The organism is Pseudomonas sp. ATCC 13867, assembly GCF_000349845.1.
In the GTDB taxonomy this organism is placed as follows: Bacteria; Pseudomonadota; Gammaproteobacteria; order Pseudomonadales; family Pseudomonadaceae; genus Pseudomonas.
On record NC_020829.1, the window covers coordinates 2,049,712 to 2,064,591 of the forward strand.

Here is a 14,880-nt window from a genome sequence, read left to right on the forward strand (position 1 = left end):
AGGAGCAGTGTTCGGGGTTTGGGAGTGGGGCTTATCAAGAGCCCCTCACCCTGGCCCTCTCCCAGAGGGAGAGGGGACAGTCCGTGCGGTCTGCCGTTTCGGTGTTGGCGCCGCCGGGGCGGCGCGCTCACCTTATTGGCAGGCTTCGCAGTCGGGGTTGTCGATGCTGCAGGCCTTCGGCACCGGAGCCGGCTGCGGCGCGGCGGCCGGAGCGGCTTGCAGGCCTTCGTTGCCACCGGCCGACACGGCGTTGAGCTTGCCGGTGTTGATGGTGGACTTCTCGGTGCTGGTGGCGGCCAGGGCACGGAGGTAGTAGGTGGTCTTCAGACCACGGAACCAGGCCATGCGGTAGGTCACGTCCAGCTTCTTGCCCGAGGCGCCGGCGATGTACAGGTTCAGGGACTGGGCCTGATCGATCCACTTCTGGCGGCGGCTGGCGGCGTCGACGATCCACTTGGTCTCGACTTCGAAGGCGGTGGCGTACAGGTCCTTCAGGTCTTGCGGGATGCGCTCGATCTGCTGCACGGAGCCGTCGTAGTACTTCAGGTCGTTGACCATGACCGGGTCCCACAGGCCGCGCACTTTCAGGTCGCGAACCAGGTAGGGGTTGATCACGGTGAACTCGCCGGAGAGGTTCGACTTCACGTAGAGGTTCTGGTAGGTCGGCTCGATGGACTGCGATACGCCGGTGATGTTGGCGATGGTCGCGGTCGGCGCGATGGCCATGATGTTCGAGTTACGAATGCCTTTCTGTACGCGGGCACGTACCGGAGCCCAGTCCAGGGACTCGGTCAGGTCGACGTCGATGTACTTCTGGCCACGGGCTTCGATGAGGATCTGCTGGGAGTCCAGCGGCAGGATGCCTTTGGACCACAGGGAGCCGTCGAAGGTCTCGTAGGCGCCGCGCTCGTCGGCCAGGTCACAGGAGGCCTGGATGGCGAAGTAGCTCACCGCTTCCATGGACTTGTCGGCGAACTCGATGGCCGCGTCGGAGCCGTAGGCGATGTGCTGCAGGTACAGCGCGTCCTGGAAGCCCATGATGCCGAGGCCGACCGGACGGTGCTTGAGGTTCGAGTTGCGAGCCTGCGGGACCGAGTAGTAGTTGATGTCGATAACGTTATCGAGCATGCGAACGGCGGTCTTCACGGTCTTCTCGAGCTTGGCGGTGTCCAGCTTGCCGTCGACGATGTGGTTGACCAGGTTGATCGAGCCCAGGTTGCAGACCGCGATCTCGTCCTTGTTGGTGTTCAGGGTGATCTCGGTGCACAGGTTCGAGCTGTGGACCACGCCCACGTGCTGCTGCGGGCTGCGCAGGTTGCACGGGTCCTTGAAGGTCAGCCACGGGTGGCCGGTCTCGAAGAGCATGGAGAGCATCTTGCGCCACAGGTCTTTGGCCTGGACGACCTTGAACACCTTGATCTTGTTGTACTCGGTCAGGGCTTCGTAATACTCGTAGCGCTCTTCGAAGGCCTTGCCGGTCAGATCGTGCAGGTCCGGTACTTCGGACGGGGAGAACAGGGTCCACTTGCCGTCGTCGAAGACGCGCTTCATGAACAGGTCCGGAATCCAGTTCGCGGTGTTCATGTCGTGGGTACGGCGACGGTCGTCACCGGTGTTCTTGCGCAGCTCGAGGAATTCCTCGATGTCCAGGTGCCAGGTTTCCAGGTAGGCGCAGACGGCGCCCTTGCGCTTGCCGCCCTGGTTCACGGCGACGGCGGTGTCGTTCACCACTTTGAGGAACGGAACCACGCCCTGGGACTTGCCGTTGGTGCCCTTGATGTAGGAGCCCAGCGCACGGACCGGGGTCCAGTCGTTGCCCAGGCCGCCTGCGAATTTGGACAGCATGGCGTTGTCGTGAATGGCGTTGTAGATGCCCGACAGGTCGTCCGGAACGGTGGTCAGGTAGCAGCTGGAGAGCTGCGGACGCAGGGTGCCGGCGTTGAACAGGGTCGGGGTCGACGACATGTAGTCGAACGAGGAGAGCAGGTTGTAGAACTCGATGGCGCGAGCTTCACGGTCCTTCTCTTCGATGGCCAGGCCCATGGCCACGCGCATGAAGAAGACCTGCGGCAGTTCGAAACGGATGCCGTCCTTGTGGATGAAGTAGCGGTCGTACAGGGTCTGCAGGCCGAGGTAGGTGAACTGCTGGTCGCGCTCGTGGTTCAGCGCGGCGCCCAGCTTGGCCAGGTCGAACTCTTTCAGCTTGCTGTCGATCAGCTCGAACTCGGCGCCTTTCTCGACGTAGGCGGCCAGGGCCTTGGTGTAGAGGTCGGCCATCTCGTGGTGAGTGGCGCTCTCGGCCACGCCCAGGAAGCCCAGGGCTTCTGCGCGCAGGGTGTCCATCAGCAGGCGGGCGGTGACGTAGGAGTAGTTCGGCTCGCGCTCGACCAGGGTACGGGCGGTCATCACCAGGGCGGTGTTGACGTCCTTCTCGGCGACGCCGTCGTACAGGTTCTTCAGGGTTTCGCGTTCGATCAGGTCGCCATCGACTTCGGCCAGGCCTTCGCAGGCTTCGCGGATGATGGTCTGCAGGCGGCCCATGTCCAGCGGCTGGGTGCTGCCGTCGGCCTTGGTGATGCGGATGCTCGGGTGCGGCTGGGCGATGTCGCTGGCGGTGCCGGCGTTCTTGCGCTCGTTGGCACGGGCTTCGCGGTAGATCACGTAGTCGCGGGCGACTTTCTGCTCGCCGGCGCGCATCAGGGACAGTTCGACCTGGTCCTGGATCTCTTCGATGTGGATGGTGCCACCGGAGGGCATGCGGCGCTTGAAGGTCGCGGTGACCTGTTCGGTCAGGCGGCGCACGGTCTCATGGATGCGCGACGAGGCGGCGGCGGTGCCGCCTTCCACGGCGAGGAACGCCTTGGTGATGGCTACGGTGATCTTGTCATCGGTGTAGGGAACTACGGTGCCGTTGCGCTTGATCACGCGCAGCTGGCCGGGCGCGGTGGCAGCCAGATCCTGAGCGGATTCGGCGGCCGTGGGCGCTGCGGCCTGCGGGTTCTCGCGAGTGGTGTCGATTTGCATGGGTGGTTGTCTCCACGTTCTCGTAATTGGTGTGTCACTGGCACCAGCGGTGCCGTCCCGAAAATAAAGAGCGAAAAGAGCAGTGGCCCGCGGCAGGACCGCGAGCTGAAATTTTTTCTGGAGCAGGGGGATAGAGACCCGAAGCGCCTCCCTGGCTCAAGTCGGGTGCCGGCTTTACGGGCCGGGACCACAATACCTAGTGGTGTTGAACGTATGGTTGCAACACCCGTACCGCGTTTCCATCGACATGAATCGCTCCTTGCGGGGACGGCCCGCCTGGCCCATCAGTACGGCTGGAATACGTTGTGGTTGAACCGGAGGAGCCGTGGAACAGGCTCGCGACTGCGATGTTTTTCTAGTGTCCGGTCCACTGTGGTAACCCCAATATGTAGGGGTGTACCGCAACGGGGATACAAGATAATGCGCTAATGGGGGGTTTGCAAGGCGAGAGGCTTGGGAAAAGCTGTGGATAAAATGTGGGTGAAATGTGGGTGAAGCGGGGTAACTCGCGCCAGCCCGCATGCTGAGCGCCTTTCACCGTTCGTCGTGGCTCGTGACAGAATTTTCACTCGCCGGGGCGGCATCGCGGGGGAACGAACACTACCACAATATGTAGTGTTTTTGCCGCTTCGGCTCTTGACCTTTTCGGGCAATGTCTACCTATGCCCGCGGCGTGCGGCCGGTGGAGCAATCTGGCTACAATGCCGGCCGCTTTCGCGGGCTTCTGCTTCAGTCATCAGGAGGGCCCGCTCTGCATCAGGAGGCAAGGTGGAACAAGAAGCGCGCATTCTCATCGTCGAGGACGACCAGCGATTGGCCGAGCTGACCCAGGATTACCTGGAAAGCAATGGGCTGGCGGTCTCCATCGAGTCCAACGGCGCGGCGGCGGTGGCGCGGGTGCTGGCCGAGCGCCCGGATCTGGTGGTGCTGGACCTGATGCTGCCCGGCGAGGGCGGCCTGTCGATCTGCAAGCGCCTGCGCCCGGACTACGACGGCCCGATCCTGATGCTCACCGCGCGTACCGACGACATGGACCAGGTCCAGGGCCTGGAGATGGGCGCCGACGACTATGTGTGCAAACCGGTGCGCCCGCGCCTGCTGCTGGCGCGCATCCGCGCTCTGCTGCGGCGCAGCGAGCCGGCCGAAGCCGCTCCAGCGGTTGGCGGCAAGCGCCTGACCTTCGGCAAGCTGGTGATCGACAATGCCATGCGCGAGGCCTGGCTGGACGAGCAGACCATCGAGCTGACCAGCGCCGAGTTCGATCTGCTCTGGCTGCTGGCGTCGAACGCCGGGCGCATCCTCTCCCGCGAGGAGATCTTCAACCTGCTGCGCGGCATCGAGTACGACGGCCAGGACCGTTCCATCGACGTGCGCATTTCCCGCATCCGTCCGAAGATCGGCGACGACCCGATGCACCCGCGCCTGATCAAGACGGTGCGCAGCAAGGGTTACCTGTTCGTCGGGGAGCTCTGAGGCTAGGGCCCCGCGATGAAATCCATCTTCCTGCGCATCTACGGCGGCATGCTGCTGACCCTGGTACTGGTGGCCGTCCTCGGCGTGCTGACCCTGCACCTGGTCAACGAGGTGCGCGGCGAGCGTTACCGCGAGGAGTTGGCGCGCGGCACGTTCCGCCTGATGGCCGATGAGCTGCTACCGATGACCGAGGTGGATCGCAAGCGCGCGCTGACCCAGTGGAGCCGCCTCCTGGGCATTCCGCTGGCGCTGACCGAGCTGGATGGATTGGGCATGGACGGGCGCAGCCGGGCGCGACTGATGAATGACCAGGTGCTGGTGCAGGCTGTAGAGCCGCACAGAGTGCTGGTGCTCACCCAGGTCAGCGCGGCGGAGGGGCTGATCCTCACCGGCGAGGTGGAGCAGGTCAGCGAGCAACTGGCGCGCGCCACCATCTACCTGCTGATGGATGAGCTCAAGCGCTACCCCGCCAGCGAGCAGCCCTATCACCTGGCGCGCATCGTCCGCGACAAGCGCTTTGGCTACGATGTGCACCTGCTGCGGCTGAAGGAGGTCGACCTGGACGACGACCAGAGCCGCCGGGTGGAGGAGGGCGACACGGTAATGGCGCTGGGCAAGGGCGGCGACTCCATCCGTGTGCTGACCGGCATCCTCGATACGCCCTGGGTGCTGGAAATAGGCCCGATCTATCAGATGAATCCGTATCCGCCGCAGTTGCTGTCGATCATCGTGGTCGTCGCTCTGAGCCTGATCGGCCTGACCCTGTATCTGCTGATCAGCGGCCTCGAGCAGCGCCTGCGCAGCCTGGAATCGGCCGCCACGCGCATTGCCCGCGGCAGCCTGGATACCCGCGTGGAGGCGCGCGGCGCCGACTCGGTGGGGCGCCTGTCGGGCGCGTTCAACCATATGGCGGAGCAATTGCAGCTGTTGCTGACGGTGCAGCGCGAACTGGTGCGCGCGGTGTCCCACGAGTTGCGTACGCCGGTGGCGCGCCTGCGTTTCGGGCTGGAAATGATCGAGTCGGCGGAAACCGATGCGGCGCGTCGCAAGTACATGGACGGCATGGACGGCGATATCCAGGACCTCGACCAACTGGTGGACGAGATGCTCACCTATGCGCGCCTGGAGCAGGGTTCGCCAGCGCTGACCTACCAGCACCTGGAGCTGGCGGTTCTGGTGCAGCAGGTGGTTTCGGAAATCGCGCCGCTGCGGCGGGAGATCAGCGTCACCATCGAGCCGGGCTCGCTGGTGCCGTTCGACCAGGGCAGTTGGGTGGAGGCCGAACCGCGCTACCTGCACCGCGCGCTGCAGAACCTGTTGACCAATGCCCTGCGCTACGCCGAGGGGCGCGTACGGATCAGCTTCCGGGTCAGCGTGGACCGCTGCCAGGTGGATGTCGAGGACGATGGTCCGGGGGTGCCGGAGTCGCAATGGCCGCGCCTGTTCGAGCCGTTCTTCCGGGCCGACGACAGCCGCGCGCGGGTCACCGGCGGGCATGGGCTGGGGCTGTCGATCGTGCGGCGGATCGTCCATTGGCACGGCGGGCGGGCCTCGATCGCGCGCAGCGCGAGCCTGGGCGGGGCCTGTTTCACGCTGGTCTGGCCGCGCCGGCAGGCACCGAAGGTCGAGTGAACGTTCAGCCGCGCATTCGCAAGGTTTGACCTTTAGGTCAGAAAATGCAGAATGCTGCGGTGCCACCGACCTTGGCCGGTGGCCATTCCGGTCTGCGCTGCTTTCTCCCTTTCGCTTTTTATCCCATGAGGGGTATTGCAGCTTCACCGCTATCGTTATGTAATTTTAGTTATAGCGATGGATTGCCATTGTCGCCGGCATGTCCGTCCGATCTCGAAGCCTTGATAACAACGACCCACTGGAGCATCACGATGAAACACCGCTTCGCCCGCCTTTCCCTGCTGGTCGCTTCCTGTTTCGCCCTGCACTCGGCGCTGGCCGATGAGGTGCAGGTCGCCGTCGCCGCCAATTTCACCGCGCCGATCCAGGCGATCGCCAAAGACTTCGAGAAGGAAACCGGGCACAAGCTGGTCGCCGCCTACGGCGCCACCGGCCAGTTCTACACCCAGATCAAGAACGGCGCGCCGTTCGAGGTCTTCCTCGCCGCTGACGACAGCACGCCGAAGAAGCTCGAGGAAGAGCAGGAAATCGTCCCTGGCTCGCGTTTCACCTATGCCGTCGGCACCCTGGCGCTGTGGTCGGCGAAGGACGGCTACGTCGACGCCAAGGGCGACGTGCTGAAGAAGGACGCATTCAAGCACCTGTCCATCGCCAACCCGAAAACCGCGCCCTACGGGCTGGCCGCCACCCAGGTGCTGGACAAGATGGGCCTTGCGGACAAGGTCGCCGGCAAGATCGTCGAGGGCCAGAACATCACCCAGGCGTTCCAGTTCGTTTCCACCGGCAACGCGGAACTGGGCTTCGTGGCGTTGTCGCAGATCTACAAGGATGGCAAGGTGACGAGTGGTTCCGCGTGGATCGTGCCGGGCGACCTGCATGAGCCGATCCGCCAGGACGCGGTGATCCTCAACAAGGGCAAGGACAGTGCTGCCGCCAAGGCGCTCGTCGAGTACCTGAAGGGCCCGAAAGCCGCCGCGGTGATCAAATCCTACGGCTACGAAATCTGACTCTCTAAGGAACAGGCGATGCCCCTCACGCAGGAGGATTTCCAGGCCATCTGGCTCACCATCGAGCTGGCGGCCCTGAGCACGGCGATTCTCCTGTTGATCGGTACGCCCATCGCCTGGTGGCTGGCGCGCACCCGCTCCTGGTTCAAAGGCCCGCTGGGGGCGGTGGTGGCGCTGCCGCTGGTGCTGCCGCCGACGGTGATCGGCTTCTACCTGCTGATCACCCTGGGCCCCAATGGCGCCATCGGGCAACTCACCGAGAGCCTGGGCCTGGGGCGGTTGCCCTTTACCTTCGCCGGGCTGGTGGTGGGCTCGGTGTTCTACTCGCTGCCCTTCGTGGTGCAGCCGTTGCAGAACGCCTTCGAGGCGATCGGCGACAAACCGCTGGAGGCCGCCGCGACGCTGCGGGCGAGCCCTCTGGATACCTTCTTCTCGGTGGTCCTGCCGCTGGCGCGGCCGGGCTTCATCACCGCCAGCATCCTCGGCTTCGCCCACACCGTCGGTGAGTTCGGCGTAGTGCTGATGATCGGCGGCAACATTCCGGGCAAGACCCGCGTGGTGTCGGTGCAGATATTCGATCACGTCGAGGCGATGGAGTACGCCCAGGCACACTGGTTGTCCGGTGGCATGCTGGTGTTCTCCTTCATCGTCCTGCTGGCGCTCTACGCGAGCCGCCGCAGCCGTTCGGCTTGGGCGTGAGGTGGGGATGAACGAAGCCGTCGACATGCGGGCCATCGAGGCGCGTTTCCAGATCGCCTACCCGGGCTTCAGCCTGGACGTGGACCTGCAACTGCCGGGGCGCGGCGTCACCGCGTTGTTCGGCCATTCCGGCTCGGGCAAGACCACCTGCCTGCGCTGCGTGGCGGGGCTTTCGCGCGCGCCGCTCGGCCGCCTGGTGGTGAATGGGGAGCTCTGGCAGGACAGCGCCACGGGTGTGTTCCTGCCGCCGCACCAGCGCGCCCTGGGCTATGTGTTCCAGGACGCCAACCTGTTCGAGCACCTGTCGGTACGGCGCAACCTCACCTACGGCATGAAGCGTGTGCCGCGCGACCAGCACCGCGTGAAGCTGGAGCAGGCCAGCGAACTGCTGGGCATCGGCCATCTGCTGGAGCGCATGCCGAGGCACCTGTCAGGCGGCGAGCGCCAGCGCGTCGGCATGGCCCGCGCGCTGCTGACCAGCCCGCGCCTGCTGCTGATGGACGAGCCGCTGGCGGCGCTGGACCTCAAGCGCAAGGCGGAAATCCTGCCGTATCTGGAGCGTCTGCACGACGAGCTGGATATCCCGATTCTCTACGTCAGCCATTCGCCGGACGAAGTCGCGCGGCTGGCCGATCACCTGGTGCTGCTCGACCAGGGCAAGGCCATTGCCAGCGGGCCGGTGATGGAGACGCTGGCGCGCACCGATCTGCCGATCTCGCACCTGGAGGATGCCGGCGTGGTGATCGACGGGCATGTGCTGGCCCACGACGCCGGCTACGGGTTGCTGACCCTTGAGCTGCCCCGTTGCGAACAGCGCATTCGCCTGGCCCATGCGCCGATGGAAAAGGGCAGGGCGCTGCGCATCAAGGTGCAGGCGCGGGACGTCAGCCTGAGCCTCGAGCCAGCGGCGCACAGCAGTATTCTCAACGTACTGCCGGCGACGGTGGTGGAGATGGTGCCGACGGACAATCCCGCGCACTTGCTGGTGAAGCTGGATGTGGCCGGCACGCCGCTGCTGGCGCGGATCACCCGCTATTCCCACGACCAGCTTGGCCTGCGCGCCGGGCAGGCGGTGTGGGCGCAGATCAAGTCGGTGGCGCTGCTGGCCTGAGGCTGTGGGCTTTCCGCATGAGCGGACTTCGTCCGCGATGTTCCTGCTTTTTGTGGGGCGTGCCCGTTGCAGGAAACAAGGCATAGCGTTATCCGCTGTGATGGGTGCCGCTTTGTTCCACGCCACCCCCTGGGTCTGGCAGTGATCGCTGCCGTTGCTCTTCGTAGGAGCGAGCTTGCTCGCGAACAGATGTGGGGGCGGCGGCGGGGCGGCGGGAACAGCTTCGCGAGCAAGCTCGCTTACAGGGGCCGGAAGCTCGGTAGAGGGGATAAAGAACAAGGGCGGCCAACGAAGGCCGCCCTTTTTTCTTTCAGGTTACGCCTTACAGCAGCGGAATGGTGTAGCTGACGATCAGGCGGTTCTCGTCCTGGTTGCGCTGGCTGGCGGAGCCAGCGGTCGTGGCGGCGGGCAGGCCGCTGCGCATGGTGGCGTTCTTCCAGGCCAGGCCCAGGCCCTTGAAGGTACCTTCCGGCACCACGTAGCCGAGCGCGATATCGCGTTCCCACTCGCCCTGGTCGCCTTGCTTGGTGTCGATGTTGTCGGCGTTCAGGTAAAGCACGCTGAAGGTCAGGCCGGGCATGCCGAGGTTGGCGAAGTCGTAGGCGTAGCGACCGATCCAGGTGCGCTCGCCGGCGTGGTTGAACTTCAGCAGCTGGGCGTCGGAGATCAGGTAGGTGCTGGTGCCTTCGCCGTCGCCGCGGTTGAGGTAGGGGAAGTCGCTGTCGCCGGTCATGACCTGGTAGCCGGCGCCGATGCTATGGCCGCTCAGGGCGTAGGTGAACATGCCGCTGTAGACGTTGTTGTCCACTTCGCCCTTGGTGCTGTTGCCGCCGTAGTAGCCGCTGCTGACGTAGCCGTCGGCGCGGCCGGAGGCGCTGCCGTTCTTGCCGTCGGAATCGCTGATGAAGACGCGGATGTCGGACTTCAGGGTGCCCGGGCCGATACCCCAGTTATGCACCAGGCCGAAGTAGTTCTGCTTGTAGAAGTTGTCCAGCTCGCCGTAGTAGTACGACAGGGTCAGGTTCTTGGCGGCCTTGTAGTCGCCGCCGGCGAAGTAGAACTTGTTGCTGTCGCGCGAAGAGGCGCTGCTGCCGTTGGCACCGGCGATGGACATGCTGCGCCAGTCGGTGGAGTTGCGGCCCTTGGTGTGGGTCAGTTGGCCGCCGGTCAGGGTCAGGTTGTCGATGTCGCTGGAGGTGACCTGACCGCCCTCGTAGGTCATCGGCAACAGGCGGGCGTCGTTGTAGACCACCACCGGCAGCTTGGGCTGCAGGGTGCCGTAGCGAAACTCGGTCTTGGAAATCTTCGCCTTGGCGGTGAGTCCCAGGCTGCTGAACTCATCCACCGCGCTTCCGTCGCTCTCCAGCGGAAAGATGGTGCCCGGCTGGCGGTCGATGCCCGGCTTGCCGGCCTTGCCGCCGCCGTCCAGGCGCACGCCGAACAGGCCCAGGGCGTCGACGCCGAAGCCCACGGTGCCTTCGGTGAAGCCCGAGGCATAGTTGAGCATGAAGCCCTGGCCCCATTCTTCCTGCTTGCTGGGCGAGGCGGGGCCGTTGCGGTTGTCGGTGTTGATGTAGAAATTGCGCAGAGTGAGGCTGGCCTTGCTGTCTTCGATGAAGCCGCCGGCGGCCGCCGATTGCGCGATGAGACCGAGCGAGCTGGCTGCGATGGCGAGCGCCAGGGTGTTTCTGGTCATTCCGTTTGCTCCGATGTGCGGTTCTTCTTGTGGATACCCCAGTCGCCAAGGTTTTTGACTTGGCTGTATAGGATTTTATATAGCGATGGACCTGCTGACGACTCCCCGAGCGGTAAAACCTGAGGTTCAAAAGAGGTAGATGAGCGTCTGAGCGGCGTGCATGACGCCAAATTCTGACTTTTAAGTCAAGACATTATGGCCGTCAGATATCGGCGGGAATCGCCACCAGGCTGAGCAGGCGGTCGTCCTGCAGGCTGTATTGCCCGTCGATTTCCTTGCCGCGATGCCATTCCGCCGAGAGGTCGGTGAGCAGTCGCAGGCGGGCATGGCCGCCGGCCGACCACTGGATCAGTTCGGCGTGCTCGAAGTAGAAGCGTTGGCGCACCAGTGGGAAGAGCGCCTTGAACAGGCTTTCCTTGAGCGAGAAGGTGAGGGTGATTTGCAGCGCGGCCTGTTCGGGGTCGAGCCGCGACAGTTCGTCCGGGGTGAGGATTTCTCCGGCCAGGTGCTGGGCGCGGGCGCTGTCGAGACGGCTTTCCACGTCCAGCCCCAGCCCGCGCCAGGCGTTCGCGCGGGCCACCACCGCCGCTGCCCAGCCGTCGCCGTGGGTGATCGAGCCGCAAAAGCCTGGCGGCCAGATGGGCGCCCGCTCTTCATCGGTACCGGGCACTACGGCGTCTGCGCCGCTGGCCTGCAACGCCGCGCGGGCGCAGAGGCGGCCGGCGAGGTATTCGGCCTGGCGCTTGGCAACGGCGCGCTGGATATTCGCCGGGGCCTGCACCTGGCTGTGCTGGAAGTCAGCGGGCAGCAGGCGCTGGTGATCGAAGCGGGTGCTGCGCATCTGGCAGCCGGCCAGTGGGACGGGTAGCGGCCAGTCGGCGAAGAGCGGGGTGCAGAAGACGGGAAGGGTGGTCATGGGGAGCATTCTGCCGCGCCGGAACGTGGCTCACCAGTCACGCGGCGCTTACATTCCTTTGCAAACCTTCACCAAAGGCGTACGGATTCGCCGGACGAGCTTTGCCACACTACCGACCGCGTTCCCTGTGGGGACGCAGGTGAGGTTGTTGTTGGGGCGCCGCCACGGTGGGCTCCGACCTTTACACTTGATTGAGTGCGGGAGCCCCCAGGGGCTCCCGTTTTTTTTGTGCTGCGCTCAGGACTTCTCGTCGAAGAGCTCCTTGAAGAACGCCTGCAGGTCCGCCCAGGACTTCTGGTCGGCGGCCTTGTCGTAGCCCACGTCGAGGCCGTGGCCCTTGTGCATGTCGGCGTCCGGGTTGGTGAAGCTGTGCTTGGCGCCCGGCAGCACGACCAGTGTGTAGTCGGCCTTGGCGTTGTCCATCTCGGCCTTGAAGGCGGCGACGCTTTCGGCCGGCACCAGGGTGTCGGCGCCGCCGTGCTCGACCAGTATCTTCGCCTTCACCGCGCCCGGCTGTGCCGGCGTATCGGTGGCCAGCACGCCGTGGAAGCTCGCCACGCCGGCCAGCGGCAGGCCGGTGCGGGCCATGTCCAGCACCACCTTGCCGCCGAAGCAGTAGCCGATCGCGGCGATCTTGCCCGGGTCGGTCTGCGGTTGTTTCTTCAGCAGGTCGAGGCCGGCCTGGAAGCGTGCCTTGGCGGCGTCGGCGTTCTTCAGCGCTTCGCTCATGAAGGCCTTGGCGTCGTTAGGGTGCTCGGTGTGCTTGCCGCCGCCGTACATGTCGATGGCCAGCGCGCTGTAGCCCAGCGCGGCGAGGTCGCGGGCGCGGCGTTTGGCGTAATCGTTGAGCCCCCACCATTCGTGTACCACCAGTACGCCGGGACGGATGCCGGGTTTGGCGTCGTCGTAGGCGTAGTAGCCGACCATCTTCGTGCCGTCGGCGGACTGATAGGGGATTTCCTGGGTCTTGATCGCGGCGCCGGCGCTGGCGGCGAACGCGAACAGCAGCAGGGCTGTGAGCAGGCGCATGGGGGTTCTCCGTGGCGGTGGCCGAAGGTGGCCCTGAGAAGATAGTCGTTTATGCGGCACCTGCCCGGCGCAGGGACAACCGTTCAATCCTGCGGCGATGGATGAAATGTAAGATGGCCTCGTCTACCCTTGGCGCCACTCCCCGACCCCGGAAAGCGATTGGCTGATGCTGGACCTCAGTACCTGGAACCTGACCACTCCCCAGCGCGGCCCCGCCGCGACCATTTCCACCGCGAGGCTGAATCGCGATTACCAGAGCCCCTACTTCCAGCGCAGCGTCAACGGCGTGGAAATCTGGGTGCCGGTCAACGGCGCGCACACCAACGGCAGCGAATACCCACGGACCGAGCTGCGCGAGACCGCGCCCAACGGCGCGTTGTCGTTCTGGCGCTACCCGAAGGCCGACAATAACCTGCTGGTGGCCACCTTGCGGATCGATGCGGTTCCCTCTACCCGGCGCATGGTGATCGGGCAGATCCACAGCAACGGCAGCAACAGCGCCGAGGCACTGCCGCTGGTGAAGCTGGTCTACCAGCAGCGTCTGAACCTGGGGCGCGTGCAGGCGTTGGTGCGCGAGCATCCCGATGATATCTCCACCCGCACCTACACCGTGTACGAAGGCCTTCCGCTGGGCGAGGCGTTCAGCTACCGGCTGGGCGTGTCGCGCAGCGGGCTGTTGACCGTCCAGGTCAACGACGGCCACGTGACCCAGCAGTTGAGCCCGCAGTGGGCCTTCCAGGGCCTGTACTTCAAGGCCGGGCTCTATCTGCAGGACAATCGCGGGCCCGCGAGCGAGGGTGGCCGGGCCACCTTCAGTAACCTGACGATCTACCACCAATGAGGATGTCTTTCATGGCAGTGCGCATTTCCCTGGCCCTTTCCCTCCTGCTGCCGGTCGCGCTGGCGCAGGCGGCGCCGGGCGATGACTTCGGCGCCTGCCTGGACCGCCTGCAGGACAAGGCCCAGGCCAGCGGCGTCAGCGCGGCCAGCTACGCGCGCTTCACCCAGGGCCTGCAGGCGGACATGAGCGTGCTCCCGTTGCTCGATGCGCAGCCGGAGTTCACCACGCCGATCTGGGATTACCTGGCGGGGCTGGTGGACGAACAGCGCGTGGCCGACGGCAAGGCGATGATGACCGAGCACGCCGATCTGCTGCGCAAGGTCGCCGCGCGCTACCACGTCGATCCGGCCGCCGTGGTGGCGGTATGGGGCGTGGAGAGCGATTACGGGCGCATCACTGGCAAGCGGCCGCTGCTGGTGTCGCTGTCGACGCTGTCCTGCTATGGGCGCCGCCAGGCATTCTTCCAGGGCGAGTTCATCTCCACCCTCAAGCTGTTGCAGGCCGGCGATATCCGCGACAGCGGCATCACCGGCTCCTGGGCCGGCGCCTTCGGCCAGACGCAGTTCATGCCGTCCACCTACGCGCGCATCGCCGAGGACTTCGATGGCGACGGCCACCGCGACCTGGTGGGCAGCACCGCCGATGCCTTGGCGTCCACCGCCAACTACCTGCGCAAGTCGGGTTGGCGCGAAGGCCAGCCCTGGGGGTACGAAGTGAAGCTGCCGGCGGGCTTCGATGCGTCGCTGGCCGGGCGCACCAAGCGCCGGCCGATTGCCGACTGGAGCGCGCGCGGTGTGAAGCGTATCGATGGCCAGCCGATCCTGAACCTGAACTCCAGGGCGGCCATCCTGCTGCCGGCCGGGGCGCAGGGGCCGGCTTTCCTGGTACTGCGCAACTACGATGCGATCTATTCCTACAATGCGGCGGAGAGCTACGCGCTGGCCATTGCCCTGCTGTCCGACCGCCTGCGTGGCGAGCCTGGGCTGCGCGCATCCTGGCCGACCGACGATCCGGGGCTGAGCCGGATGCAGCGCAAGGAGTTGCAGGAGTTGCTGATCCAGCGCGGTTATGACATCGGCAAGGCCGACGGCATGATCGGCGACATGACGCGCCGGGCGATCCAGGAAGAGCAGCGCAAGCGCGGCCTGACGCCCGCGGATGGGCGGGCAGGGCAGAAGATCCTGAAGGCATTGAAGAGCGGGTAGGCGATCCCGTTCTGGCGGTCCGAAGCCCTGGCGCAAGCCGGGGCTTTTGTCTCTCGTAAGAGCACCTTGTCCGCAAAGGACGCTCCGTGCCGCTCTGGTTCGCGAGCAAGCTCGCTCCTACAAAGAGCACGGAGCAAGACTGCAGGAGCGAGCTTGCTCGCGAACCCAAGGCATCGATGCTCGCGAAAAGTCCCATCGCGGACAAGGTCCGCTACTACGAAAGCTGCTGGCGGTTTCCTTCATCCAG

Annotated in this window: 11 protein-coding genes; 7 read left to right on the forward strand and 4 right to left on the reverse strand. The window is 65.2% G+C overall.

Features of this window, described 5'->3' with window-relative positions; genetic code table 11:
* Positions 1 to 132: 132 nt before the first annotated feature.
* Positions 133 to 3,024: a ribonucleoside-diphosphate reductase subunit alpha gene (locus H681_RS09360; RefSeq protein WP_015476616.1), complete on the reverse strand. Its 2,892-nt coding sequence runs from the start codon at positions 3,022 to 3,024 to the stop codon at positions 133 to 135.
* Positions 3,025 to 3,792: 768 nt separating this feature from the next.
* On the opposite strand from H681_RS09360, the gene H681_RS09365 reads away from it, so the two are divergent.
* The 5 genes from H681_RS09365 (at position 3,793) to modC (ending at position 8,946) form a co-directional block, all read left to right on the forward strand.
* Positions 3,793 to 4,497: a response regulator gene (locus tag H681_RS09365; RefSeq protein ID WP_015476617.1), complete on the forward strand. Its 705-nt coding sequence runs from the start codon at positions 3,793 to 3,795 to the stop codon at positions 4,495 to 4,497.
* Positions 4,498 to 4,512: 15 nt separating this feature from the next.
* On the forward strand, positions 4,513 to 6,129 hold the full coding sequence (locus H681_RS09370; RefSeq protein ID WP_015476618.1) for an ATP-binding protein: 1,617 nt from the start codon (positions 4,513 to 4,515) through the stop codon (positions 6,127 to 6,129).
* 251 nt (positions 6,130 to 6,380) lie between these two features.
* Complete coding sequence (gene modA / locus H681_RS09375; protein WP_015476619.1) at positions 6,381 to 7,136, forward strand: molybdate ABC transporter substrate-binding protein; 756 nt, start codon at positions 6,381 to 6,383, stop codon at positions 7,134 to 7,136.
* A gap of 18 nt (positions 7,137 to 7,154) precedes the next feature.
* The gene (gene modB, locus H681_RS09380) at positions 7,155 to 7,835 is read left to right on the forward strand and encodes a molybdate ABC transporter permease subunit (RefSeq protein ID WP_015476620.1); all 681 of its coding nucleotides are present in this window, start codon (positions 7,155 to 7,157) and stop codon (positions 7,833 to 7,835) included.
* 25 nt (positions 7,836 to 7,860) lie between these two features.
* Positions 7,861 to 8,946 (forward strand): molybdenum ABC transporter ATP-binding protein, encoded by a 1,086-nt coding sequence (modC, locus tag H681_RS09385; protein ID WP_015476621.1) that lies wholly within the window; start codon positions 7,861 to 7,863, stop codon positions 8,944 to 8,946.
* A gap of 322 nt (positions 8,947 to 9,268) precedes the next feature.
* On the opposite strand, the gene H681_RS09390 is transcribed toward modC, so the two are convergent.
* The 3 genes from H681_RS09390 to H681_RS09400 all read right to left on the reverse strand — a co-directional run bounded on the left by H681_RS09390 (position 9,269) and on the right by H681_RS09400 (position 12,587).
* On the reverse strand, positions 9,269 to 10,642 hold the full coding sequence (locus H681_RS09390; RefSeq protein WP_015476622.1) for an OprD family porin: 1,374 nt from the start codon (positions 10,640 to 10,642) through the stop codon (positions 9,269 to 9,271).
* A gap of 202 nt (positions 10,643 to 10,844) precedes the next feature.
* Positions 10,845 to 11,558: a 4'-phosphopantetheinyl transferase family protein gene (locus tag H681_RS09395; RefSeq protein ID WP_015476623.1), complete on the reverse strand. Its 714-nt coding sequence runs from the start codon at positions 11,556 to 11,558 to the stop codon at positions 10,845 to 10,847.
* Positions 11,559 to 11,795: 237 nt separating this feature from the next.
* Positions 11,796 to 12,587 carry a dienelactone hydrolase family protein gene (locus H681_RS09400; RefSeq protein WP_015476624.1) on the reverse strand — a complete coding sequence of 264 codons (792 nt, stop codon included), beginning with the start codon at positions 12,585 to 12,587 and terminating at the stop codon, positions 11,796 to 11,798.
* Between the two features lie 166 nt (positions 12,588 to 12,753).
* Here H681_RS09400 and H681_RS09405 point away from each other — a divergent pair, with 166 nt between their 5' ends.
* Complete coding sequence (locus tag H681_RS09405) at positions 12,754 to 13,428, forward strand: polysaccharide lyase family 7 protein (RefSeq protein WP_015476625.1); 675 nt, start codon at positions 12,754 to 12,756, stop codon at positions 13,426 to 13,428.
* Between the two features lie 11 nt (positions 13,429 to 13,439).
* Entirely contained in the window at positions 13,440 to 14,633 is a 1,194-nt protein-coding gene (locus H681_RS09410) for a lytic murein transglycosylase (RefSeq protein ID WP_015476626.1), read from the forward strand.
* Positions 14,634 to 14,880 lie beyond the last annotated feature (247 nt).

Bases quoted from the DNA above. Each gene is read 5' to 3' on its own strand.
- H681_RS09360 (WP_015476616.1), bottom strand. From the start codon at position 3,024: ATGCAAATCGACACCACTCGCGAGAACCCGCAGGCCGCAGCGCCCACG.
- H681_RS09370 (WP_015476618.1), top strand. From the start codon at position 4,513: ATGAAATCCATCTTCCTGCGCATCTACGGCGGCATGCTGCTGACCCTG.
- modA (WP_015476619.1), top strand. From the start codon at position 6,381: ATGAAACACCGCTTCGCCCGCCTTTCCCTGCTGGTCGCTTCCTGTTTC.
- modB (WP_015476620.1), top strand. From the start codon at position 7,155: ATGCCCCTCACGCAGGAGGATTTCCAGGCCATCTGGCTCACCATCGAG.
- modC (WP_015476621.1), top strand. From the start codon at position 7,861: ATGCGGGCCATCGAGGCGCGTTTCCAGATCGCCTACCCGGGCTTCAGC.
- H681_RS09390 (WP_015476622.1), bottom strand. From the start codon at position 10,642: ATGACCAGAAACACCCTGGCGCTCGCCATCGCAGCCAGCTCGCTCGGT.
- H681_RS09395 (WP_015476623.1), bottom strand. From the start codon at position 11,558: ATGACCACCCTTCCCGTCTTCTGCACCCCGCTCTTCGCCGACTGGCCG.
- H681_RS09400 (WP_015476624.1), bottom strand. From the start codon at position 12,587: ATGCGCCTGCTCACAGCCCTGCTGCTGTTCGCGTTCGCCGCCAGCGCC.
- H681_RS09405 (WP_015476625.1), top strand. From the start codon at position 12,754: ATGCTGGACCTCAGTACCTGGAACCTGACCACTCCCCAGCGCGGCCCC.
- H681_RS09410 (WP_015476626.1), top strand. From the start codon at position 13,440: ATGGCAGTGCGCATTTCCCTGGCCCTTTCCCTCCTGCTGCCGGTCGCG.